A 10,218-nucleotide genomic window follows, 5' to 3' on the forward strand; every position below is an offset into this window, starting at 1 on the left:
CCCGGACAGCCTGGCGACACCGCGCCATCCGGGCCAGCATCCCCGCGGCGCGTCACGCCGTGACAGGGCAAAGGTTCTCTGACGCGGCACTAGATACCGTCAGACCCACAGCCTGCCCGCCAACTCGAACCCATCACCGGGCAGCAGTTCCGCATCACTGACGGTCAACTCGTCATCGTGCAACCTGCCGCCTGATCCACACAAACCCGGCTCCGCTGACGCTGCGCCGTCCGCTACCGCTGTCCACCCCTTCACGACGTCCGAATCACCCGGTTGTTCTGCACTCAACAGCGTCGCGCTGCCGGCAGACGTGCAGATGAAATGCCGGTGGCCGTGGGAACCCTCCGCTCGCGGCTTGAGGCTTGGTCCAGCCTTGATCGGGATCGTCGCGGCGATGCCCCGCCTGCGTAGGCAGGACCGGTTAACCTTCGAAGTGTACGCCTTGTCGGCGAGGATCCGGTCGGATCCTCGGACGGCCGGTGGTCAGCCGGGCACGCGGATAGCGGCCAGGACCGGGATGAACGGCGGGCTGTCACCTCGGCGCCCGACGGTCAGCACGATCCGCCAGGGGCTTCTGGCCATGTTTGCAGCAGGTGCAGGTCCATGGTCAGCCCAGTGCGGGGCCGGCCGAGGACGTGGTCGTCCGGCTCGGTGCTGCCGTTGCGCCACCAGAGCCGAAACAGCGCGCAGATCGCCAGAAGCCGTAACGAGCCCGGCATGTCCCCCGGCGCGGCGCACCGACTCGCACCCGCCACCGGATCCTGTCGATGAGCTGCTGCTTACTGCACTGCAACGGTCGACCCGGCTGCTTATCCGCAGGCAGCAACGGCTCCAGCACCGCCCGCTGCCCGTCGGTCAGGTCGGACTGACACGTCACCGCTCAGGTGTCCAAACCGTCTCCGGTTTCAGGTTTGCTTGGTCACTGCCGGAGACCTCGCCACATGTCAATCCCCGACACGCGAAGATTCCCACGCCGGCTCAGACACCGGCACCGGCTTCGACACGCCCCTCGAACGACGGGCCTGCACCGCTAGCGACAGTGCCTGTCGTCTTCCCATCCGATTGCCAATCTGGGCGTACGCGACGGCTGCCTTCTGGAAGGTCGCGACTGCCGCGCCGACATGCCCCGCATCAAGGTACGTGGCAGCCAAAATCATCAGGACCGGTCCACGAGTGAGCAGTGCACCAGTGCGGGCGATTACTTCTAACGCCTCCTGGGCGAACTGCTCCGCCGCGAGTAGATCGCCCGACCGTCGACATACCTCGGCAAGCCCGGCCAAGGCGCCAAGTTCTCCACGCCGATAACCGAGACGACGTGCATCTGCCAGCGCCGTGCGTAGGATCTCGGTCGCCCGGTCGCCTCCGCATGCCTGGACTGCGAGGCCGAGCGCATTGCCGGCGTCCACAGCCTGTCGGTGGTTGTCGGTTTCCCTGGCCAGCCGCAGCGCCAAACTTGCGACGTCTGCCGCTTCACGGCTACGTCCATCGGCGATCAGGGCAGCGGCCATGACCGCACCCCCTTCAGCCTGGTATTGGCGCGACCCTACAGCGCTCCATAGTCGCATCGCCGTATTGACGAACTTGATCGACGTCGATGTCCGGCCCTCATGGAGATGTACCAAGCCTAGGCTGTGCAAAGCGATGGCCTCGCTTTGCGGTGACCCAATGTTTCGGGCTGCGGTGAGCGCGAACTCAAGGCAGCGTCGCGCCTCCCGAAGGCGACCAAGCTCTAGATAGGCGTAGCCGAGGTTGTTCAGCGCCACCCCCTGGTGCTGCCCAAGCTCGCGCTGTATACGCAACGCTCGTTTGAGGTGAACTATTCCGCGCTGCAGCACGCCTAGCTCAAGCCACACTAATCCTAGGCTGACAAACGTCAGTGCTAACACATCCCGTCGCCGCACCTGATTGAACAGGACTGCCGCCCGATGAAGCTCGTTCCTGGCCTCGTGAAAGTTACCTCTAACCGCGAGCAATGTACCCAGGCTGTGCCGCATCGCTCCCTCGCCCACCGGGTCCGCGATGGCCCGCGCCGATCGCAGACCGGCGTTAGCGACGCCCTGCCAATCAGTGTCGTGCCGTCGCGCGTGCAGATACGTCCGCAAGGCGTCAGCGAGCTGCCACGCCAGTGGGTGTCGTCCGCCTTCAGCAGCCGAAGCAACCGCCGCTACTAGGCACTCTCGCTCGGCGTCCAGCCAGGCTATGGCCGACTCCCGGTTGGCAAACGTCATTGCCGGCACGCGGCCGCCCCGCACGCCCTTGCCCAGCCGCAGCTGGTCTGGAAAGAGAATGTCCGCAGCCCGATGGGCGCTGTGCAGATAGTGCTCGGACAAACGGGAACGAGCGGACTCCCGCTCGCTTAGACTATCCTCTGCGAGCAACCGCTGATGCGCATACAAGCGCAGTAGGTCATGCAAGTGATATCGACCGTTTACGCGCTGCAACAGCCCCGCCGAGACCAACCCGCACAGACTCGCCCAGGTCTCCTCCCGTTGGCTACCTAGTAGCGTGGCTGCAGCCTCCGCTGTAAAACTCTCCCCTGGTATCAGCGCCGCAAACCGGAACAGCCGCTGAGCGAGAGGCTCCAGCCGTCTGTAGGATACGGCGAATGTCGCTCGCACGCCCGCGAGCTCGTCGCCGTCCGTGGCCAGCTCCGCGAGTCGATCGCCAAGGCGAAGGGTGGCGACGTACTCCGCCAACGGCGATTCCTGGCGTTCAGCAAGATTCGCTGCGGCGATCCGCAGCGCAAGCGGCAGCCGACCGCACAATTCGACGAGCTGTTGAGCTGCAGCTGACTCCGCCGCTAGGCGCGTTTTAGGAACGTGGTGAGCCAGTAAATCGATGGCTTCTTGAGGGGTAAGCGTCGAGAGAGCGACGGTCATCCCGCCGTACCTAGCGGCGAGGCCAGTGAGGCTCGACCTGCTGGTCACGATGACAGCACAGCCCGTGCTGCCTGGAAGCAATGGCTCCACCTGCGCCGCATTCTGGACATCGTCAATCAACAATAGCACACGGCGGCCGGCCAGCCGCGCGCGGAACAGTGCCGACCGCGCCTCAAGGCTGTCCGGCAACTGGCCGCCACCGACTCCCGACGCCATCAACAGATCCGCAAGCACGGCTTGCACGTCGCGAGGTTGAGAGCCCGCCGAATAGGCAGGCGCCCACCACTGCCCGTCCGGAAACCGGTCGGCAAGCCGATGTGCTACGTGGATAGCCAAGGCCGTCTTGCCGATCCCGGGAAGTCCGTAGATTCCCACGACCGGGACCGAAACGTCGGGACGTGACAACGCGGCCTCGATCCGGGCAACCTGTTCGGCGCGACCGACGAATCCGCCCGCCGCCAAGGGCAGGCTACGCTGAACACACCATTGGCGTTGGCGGACTGCCTTGTCTACATCCTGACCAACCTCGACCTGCTGTTGAAGCACGGCGACATGAAGTCGCTGTAGGTCTGCCCCCGGGTCGATGCCGAGCTCATCAGCGAGCATCTGGTTTACGGTCCGATACGCGTCGAGGGCTTCGGCCTGCCTACCGCTGCGATAGAGCGCGACGATGAGCAAATACCACAGCCGCTCGCGCAGGGGTTGGTCGGCGACCAGAGCGCGGAGAGGTTCGACGGCCTGATCCGGTCGGCCTGAGTCGACCTGCAGCGTGTAAAGCCTCTCGGCGGCCCACAGCCGGCGCTCGACGAGCCTCGCGGCTTCTTGGCCGCGCAGCCGCTCCGAATCGACGCCGCCGAGGACTGGGCCCTGCCACATGGCTAGCGCCTCTCGAAGGAGCTTCTCCTCAGTGGCAGTGTCACTCGCCTTCGCGGCTTCGAGAGCCCCCGAACACAGGTTTTCAAAGACCTCCGCGTCGAGACGGCCCGGCGAAACCTCCAGTAAGTAGCCTCCCGGGCGGGTGCGCAGGGGAGGAGCATCACCACCCGCGCTAGCCAACAACCTCCTTAGCCGCATCACCTGAGTCTGTACTGCGCCACGCGCATCCACCGGCAATGCGCTGCCCCAGATGAACTCCGCAAGTTCGGCGATCGAGACAACGCGGTTGGCGTGAAGCAGCAGGGCGGCTAGCAACGACCTAACTTTGCCTGTAGGAACAAGCAGCTCGCGGTCGCCAATCCGAACCTCAAGCTCCCCAAGTATCCGGAAGTGCACATCCATCCTATTTCAATCATTATCGCGGCGTCTAACCCGAAGGAGTTCCTCGGACATCTAGTTGGTGCCCTTCAGCCTCGGCTACCGCGCTTCAAAGCGCTGGTTGACAAGGGACCGAAGGCGAATGCTCGCTCGGACGGGAGCATGGAGCGTGACAACCGCCGGCCTCCCCACTTCCGATGGCAAATCGCTGGCGCATCGCTGGTAGCGCACCCCGCCGATGGTTCGTTTCATATTGATATCAGCCGCTTCGACCGAGTAACCGGACGAGGCAAGAGCGACATAGCTCATCAAAGGATTCTGTTGCCCGCTCTTCATCCAGACGAAAGCCAGGCTGCTACGAGCGCCGGCCCGAATGCAGCGCCGAGCAGGTAGCATAGGTTGAATAGACCGATGGCAGCGGGACGCTCACCTTCGCCGACGGCCGACTCAGCCCGCAACGCTAGCCAGCCTTGAGAGGACGAGGCGGCAATCGACCCGAGAAACAGCCCAACCAACAGCAGCGGGCCCGAGCTGCTCCAGATGGAGACCCCAACGGATACCGTCACCAACGCGATGAATGCGGCAGTGGTCGATGCGGGACGCAACCGAGTTGCGGCCACCACAACGAACCACGACAGCGTCCCGCCGAGGAGTAGCGGCCATAGCATGGCCGTGCCGATTTGACTACTGCTCCAACCAAGCCGCCCAGACAATAGCGACGGGACCGCATACACGTTGCCGAAATTCGTCACTGCGATAGCGAAGGCAAGCCCTGCGGCGCCGACGAACTGCGGAGCACGGATCATGGCCGCCGGCACAAAGCCGTCAGGTCGCCGCCGGAGGTGCAGACTGAGCAATGCGGCGATGACGGCGACAACCCCAGCCGCAACACCCGGCCAGGTCGGAACAAAAACCAAGGCGGTAACTAGCGCAGTAAGTAATGCCGCTCCCCGCACGTCGAATGCCTCTCGCGTGCCCCGCAGGCCCTTGGTGTATCGCCCCACCACGGGTATCGCCAGTAGACACACCGTGGGCATCGCCAGCACCAGCTGCCAGGACAGCACGGAGTCGATCACTGATCCGAGCAGCGGCGCCACGGCCCCGAATGAGGCGAGAGCGGCGGTGATAAGGCCCATTCGCCGCGGCGAATCGGCGAGGCTCATTGCCGTCGCGGTCAGACCAGCGGCACCGACGGCCTGAAGGCCGAAACCGATAATCAGCGCCGACAGCGCGGGTACGGTCACAACCAGCAACGCGCCGAGCGCGACGAGGCCACCGGAGATGGCGAGGAGCGTAGGCACGCCACGGCGGGTGATCAGACCAGCCAGCAACGGGGTTCCGACGGCGATCCCCCAGCCGTAAGCCGAAACGATCCAGGTGGCCGACGTGATTGCAACGCCGATGTCGGCCGCGATCGAATCAAGAATTAGCGCCGGTCCGGTAATGCCGAACGAAAGCGGTCCAGACAGCAGCACGAGCCACGGCGCCGGCACGCGCTGACGTTGGCGAAGAGTGGAGAGGCGTGCGTCAGCCCCATCTAGAACGTCGTGACGTTCCTGGTCGCTCATCGGTTCCTCCAATTACTTGAGCCGTTTGCGGCCTTGTACGACTCACCCTTGAGAAAAAGCAATACCGGGAAACCCCGTCCGGCCATCCGTGGCAGGTTTGGCGGTGACGGGCACGGCTACACCGTGGGAAGATGTCGACACTGTCGTCAGATTCAATAGGGTGGTGTGGTTAGGTTTCTGCCTAAAGGACACTAGGATCACGACGGTCCCTGCGGCGGTTACGCAGCCTCCGACGATCAGGGCGATCCGAAGTCCGGCCATCTCACTCGGCCACCCCACGTTGGGCGAGCCGACGAGCGCGGCGCCCATCAAAATCAACATGTACAAAGCAATCACGCGTCCGCGACGCTGCGCAGGCGTCCTCACCTGGACTGCTGTGGTGGCGCTAGTCACGACCGTCACCCACGCGAAGCCCACCGTCGGCAGCAGCACGACGAATGGAAGGTAGCCGGGCGCGAGGCCACTGGCGACCTGCGCCAGTGGGAAGCAAAGTGCTCCATGACCAGAGTGGTGCGGCTGCCCAATTTCCCGTGCGGCCGCGAAAAACGCGCCCACAATGGGCACCAGCAGACACATATAGTGCGGATTCTCACGTATCAGCCCGTTGCCGGTTGGTGCGGACGGCGGCCGATTCGATTCGCTGGCACGCATAAACAACAACGTCGTCACCGCTAGAACGTTGAGAATGGCGGTCAACATGAATGATGGCCCGGTGCCGTACGCGTGGACGAGGAGGCGATCGGCGACCAACCCCGCGTGCGGAGGAAGCAGCAGACCCGGGCCGACTTGCAGGCCGTCACGACCCCAAGGGCCGTGCCTGAGTCGGTTAGCGTCAGGACCTGCCATTCCTGGGCGATGCTTTGGGTCCAGAAGCCCACGTAGGTGAGTACCCTACCGAGGTAGTAGAGGCGAAAGTTGCGAACCCTGAACGCGCGAAACGGTGCGGTCACGCCATCATCTTTGGTCCGAACCTGGCGCAGACGCATCCGGCAGGTGCCACATCCTCCGGAACCACCCTCCTTATGTGGCGAGCAGGGTGCCGGCCGTGGTCTGCCCCAGCAACCACGGCCGGCACGTTGGGAACCATCAAGGGGTAAGGACTACCTTGCCTACGGTGCGACGATTTTCCAGGGCAGCGTGCGCGGTTGCAGCGTCCTCCAAGGGGAACCGGGTCGTCAGGGGCCTCCACCGTCCGGCGGCTGCTGCGTCCAACGCGGCGCGTTCCAACGGCCGCATACCATCCCGGCGCACTACAACCCGCGCACCAACGGCCGCTGTCGCCGTCACCCCCCTGGCGAACAGGTCGTCGGCAGTGAGGGGCGTCACCGTTCCGGAGGACCAACCGAATAGGGTTAGCCATCCACCGGGGCTAAGCAGCTCGAGCGCGGCACGACCGATCTGGCCACCCACCCCGTCCAGCACGACGTTGAGGTTCCGGCCGTCAAGAAGCTCAACGACGTGTTGGACCCACTCCTCGTGACGATAGTCGACTACGCTATGGGCACCAAGGTGGCGAATCAGATCCGCCTTTTGGATTAGATCCACCTTCGCCGGCCCTCCCACAGCCGCGATGACGTGGGCACCCTTCTGAACGACCGATTGCACGAGCAAATGGCCGACGCCGCCAGCGGCGGCGGTAACCATCACGATGTCACCGGCACAAATCGGTGTCGCCTCAAGGACGGCAGCGGCTGCACTGCCCGTCCCGATCATCGCTACGGCCGCGTCGGCGTCGAGTTCATCCGGGATCACGTGGGTCCTTTCGGCGATAGCAATCGCCAGCTCGGCATAGCCTCCACCTGCGTCGCCCAAGTGTGCGACAACCCGTTTACCGAGCCAAGAACTGTCCACGCCCGGTCCAACCGCGTCGACCCGTCCTGACACCTCCCGGCCAGGCGTTGCCGGTAGAGCGACAGATCCGAAGGGTCCATCTCCGCCCTTGCGGAGCGTGGTATCTAGAAGATGTACACCTGCAGCCTCCACCACGATTCGCAACGCCCCCGTCCCCGGCCGCGGCTCGGGCACCTCCTCAACTCGCAAGGTGTCCGGTCCACCGAACCGGCGTTGGCGAATCGCCCGCACGTCTGACTCCTTAGGCGGCGTACGGACGTGCGACACGGGCATTGCGAAGCGCCGTCGCCCACCATTCGAGCTGGTCAAGCATCACCTTGGCGGCACCGTTGACCTGCTCTGAATTGATCGGCCGGCCATCGTCATCGAACTGCTCGTAGCAGGAATGGAAGCTGACCGCGTCACGCATTGTCGGCGCATGCATTTCCGCAAACACCTGGCGAAGCTGTTCGACGGCACGCAGACCGCCCGCCATGCCGCCGTACGATACAAAAGCAACCGGCTTTGCCCGCCACTCCTCGTACACGCAGTCAATGGCGTGCTTCAACGCGGCCGGGTAACCATGGTTGTATTCCGGCGTTACCACAACGAACGCGTCAGCCGCACCGATCCACTCAAGGAGCCGGTCCCGCTGCGGGTCCTCTACATCCAGCACCGGATGCAGCTTGAGGTCCCGCAGGTCGATGAGCTGAACGTCGAAGTCTACGCGCTGGCCGACCTGCTCCATGAACCATCGAACCACTGTATCCGCGAAACGGCCCTCTCGGGTCGACGCGACGATGACGGCAAGCTTGGACGACATGCCGGATACCTCCGATCACAGTGATCACCAACCAGGACGCCCCGACAGTGCCACCCCAGGCCTCTGCCCCACATCAGAAACTAGCCGTACTTCTGCCAGGCGAGGGCCTTACGCGCAGCAAGGGGGCGGGTCGCACCAGACAGAACGTTGACGAGCAGGTCTGCGCATGTACAGTGCGGGCAGAGCCGGCCGGCGATCGCGCGTTCACGAGGTAGCAAACATTCGGTCGAACAGAAAGGCTGGAGGTCCCAGGCTCCTCGAAAGCTCGTCGGTGTCGCTGATCAAGCCTTAACCTGCGACGTACCCAGCACCTATTTACTCTGGCAGCCATGGTCGCGGACGCCGGGTTTCCGCGTGTAGGCAATTTTCCTGATGCGCGTAGGCAACACGCAGCCGACGATATGCAGATGGACGATGACACTCTCCCGATTTGCGTCACCTGCGGTGTTCAGTACGGCGACCAGGCCTTTGACCTTCAAACGTGCCGGATCTGCGCTGATGAGCGGCAGTACGTCAACTGGGATGGACAGGCCTGGACCACGCTGCGTGAGTTGAAGGAGTCCGGGCACCGCAACGCCCTCCGCGAGGAGGCTCCTGGGCTATGGGGAGTCGACACAGAGCCGGAATTCGCAATCGGTCAGCGGGCTCTTATCGTGCCTGGACCAGGCGGCAATGTTCTTTGGGACTGTGTGCCATATATTGACGATGCTGCACTCACCGCGATTGACAAATTGGGGGGACTGGACGCAATTGCAATTTCGCATCCGCACTATTACGGCGCGATGGTAGCCTGGAGTAAAGCTTTCGGCGACATTCCTATCTATATTCACGAGGCGGACCGAGAGTGGGTCTGCCGCACCGGCAACGTCATATTCTGGGAAGGTGACAGCACTGAGATTCTACCCGGTCGGACTCTCGTCAATTGCGGTGTTCATTTTGCCGGCGGCACTGTGCTGCACTGGACAGGCGGCGCTGGCGGTAGGGGTGCGCTGTGCAGCGGTGACATCCTGCAGGTCGTCAAGGATCGGCGTTGGGTCAGCTTCATGCACAGCTATCCGAACCTCATCCCTGAGCGACCCGATACCATCCGGCGCGCGCTAACGCTGGTAGCCTCTTTGCCTTTCGACACAATTTACGGCGCTTGGTGGGGAAGGACTGTCGCGAAGGACGCTAAAGCCGCCCTCCACCGATCGGCTCAGCGGTATTTCAGCCAGATCGGATCCGACTGAGGAACGTCCCCGATCAATCCGTTATACCTCAGTACTGCAACGGCAGTTATGGCGGGTAGCCGCGGTGGCGGTAGTGGCTGGGGCGGGCTTGCGACGTTGAAGTATTAGGCGCTGTGGCCGAGGTCGTTGCTCCTGGCGCGTCCTCGACCTGGCCGACGCGGCGTTCGAGCGCCATCTACAGGCGTTCGAAGGGGGTCACCTCGGGTCGAGTCCGGTCGATCCGGCGGCGTAAGCACCACCTGATCATCGATAGCCGCCGCTGTGGCCGGCCACTACGACAACGCCGCAATTTCTACCGACCGACCACGACAAGTACCGCCATCTCGCCCGCGCCCGTGGCATCACCCCGGTCATCGCGCGTCGCGGCACGGCGACGGCTCCGGCCAACGACGCTGCGTCGTCGAACGCAGCTTCGCCTGGCTACACGCCTTAACGACTCCGTGCGCGCTACGAAGGCGCCTCGACATTCATCAAGCTTTCCTTAGCCTGGCGGCGCAACATCTGTCAACAGAAGCTCCACACCTTAACGTGAACCGATCTCTAAGAACTCCTAACTCTTTGAGCGTTGGAGTCGTCGCCAGCAGATGATGGCGCAGGCGAGGGTGAGGAAGGCTTCGTGGATGTCGTCGCGGATC

The 10,218-nt window shown here is 63.6% G+C and carries 6 protein-coding genes and 1 pseudogene; 2 read left to right on the forward strand and 5 right to left on the reverse strand.

Features of this window, described 5'->3' with window-relative positions; translation table 11 throughout:
- Positions 1 to 944: 944 nt before the first annotated feature.
- From AB0873_RS30780 to AB0873_RS30800, 5 genes are all read right to left on the reverse strand, one after another.
- Positions 945 to 4,157, reverse strand: coding sequence for a BTAD domain-containing putative transcriptional regulator (locus tag AB0873_RS30780; protein ID WP_366604157.1), 3,213 nt, complete (start codon positions 4,155 to 4,157; stop codon positions 945 to 947).
- A gap of 308 nt (positions 4,158 to 4,465) precedes the next feature.
- The gene (locus AB0873_RS30785) at positions 4,466 to 5,701 is read right to left on the reverse strand and encodes an MFS transporter (protein ID WP_366604159.1); all 1,236 of its coding nucleotides are present in this window, start codon (positions 5,699 to 5,701) and stop codon (positions 4,466 to 4,468) included.
- A 42-nt stretch (positions 5,702 to 5,743) separates the two neighbouring features.
- Positions 5,744 to 6,370, reverse strand: coding sequence for an MFS transporter (locus AB0873_RS30790; RefSeq protein WP_366604161.1), 627 nt, complete (start codon positions 6,368 to 6,370; stop codon positions 5,744 to 5,746).
- A 417-nt stretch (positions 6,371 to 6,787) separates the two neighbouring features.
- Entirely contained in the window at positions 6,788 to 7,783 is a 996-nt protein-coding gene (locus tag AB0873_RS30795) for a zinc-binding dehydrogenase (protein WP_366604163.1), read from the reverse strand.
- A gap of 10 nt (positions 7,784 to 7,793) precedes the next feature.
- Positions 7,794 to 8,354, reverse strand: a complete 561-nt coding sequence (locus AB0873_RS30800) for an NAD(P)H-dependent oxidoreductase (protein WP_366604165.1) — start codon at positions 8,352 to 8,354, stop codon at positions 7,794 to 7,796.
- Positions 8,355 to 8,683: 329 nt separating this feature from the next.
- Between AB0873_RS30800 and AB0873_RS30805 the strand changes: the two genes are divergently transcribed.
- Together AB0873_RS30805 and AB0873_RS30810 are read left to right on the forward strand one after the other, a co-directional pair.
- Positions 8,684 to 9,583, forward strand: coding sequence for an MBL fold metallo-hydrolase (locus AB0873_RS30805; RefSeq protein WP_366604167.1), 900 nt, complete (start codon positions 8,684 to 8,686; stop codon positions 9,581 to 9,583).
- Positions 9,584 to 9,911: 328 nt separating this feature from the next.
- Positions 9,912 to 10,009: pseudogene (locus AB0873_RS30810) on the forward strand (IS5/IS1182 family transposase); the annotation flags it as partial.
- Between the last annotated feature and the right edge of the window lie 209 nt (positions 10,010 to 10,218).

The sequence above is a fragment of the Micromonospora sp. NPDC047707 genome, from assembly GCF_040704235.1.
Classification (GTDB): domain Bacteria; phylum Actinomycetota; class Actinomycetes; order Mycobacteriales; family Micromonosporaceae; genus Micromonospora.

Excerpts from the sequence above, each read along its gene's own strand:
- AB0873_RS30780 (WP_366604157.1), bottom strand. The coding sequence starts at position 4,157 with ATGGATGTGCACTTCCGGATACTTGGGGAGCTTGAGGTTCGGATTGGC.
- AB0873_RS30785 (WP_366604159.1), bottom strand. The coding sequence starts at position 5,701 with ATGAGCGACCAGGAACGTCACGACGTTCTAGATGGGGCTGACGCACGC.
- AB0873_RS30800 (WP_366604165.1), bottom strand. The coding sequence starts at position 8,354 with ATGTCGTCCAAGCTTGCCGTCATCGTCGCGTCGACCCGAGAGGGCCGT.
- AB0873_RS30805 (WP_366604167.1), top strand. The coding sequence starts at position 8,684 with ATGGTCGCGGACGCCGGGTTTCCGCGTGTAGGCAATTTTCCTGATGCG.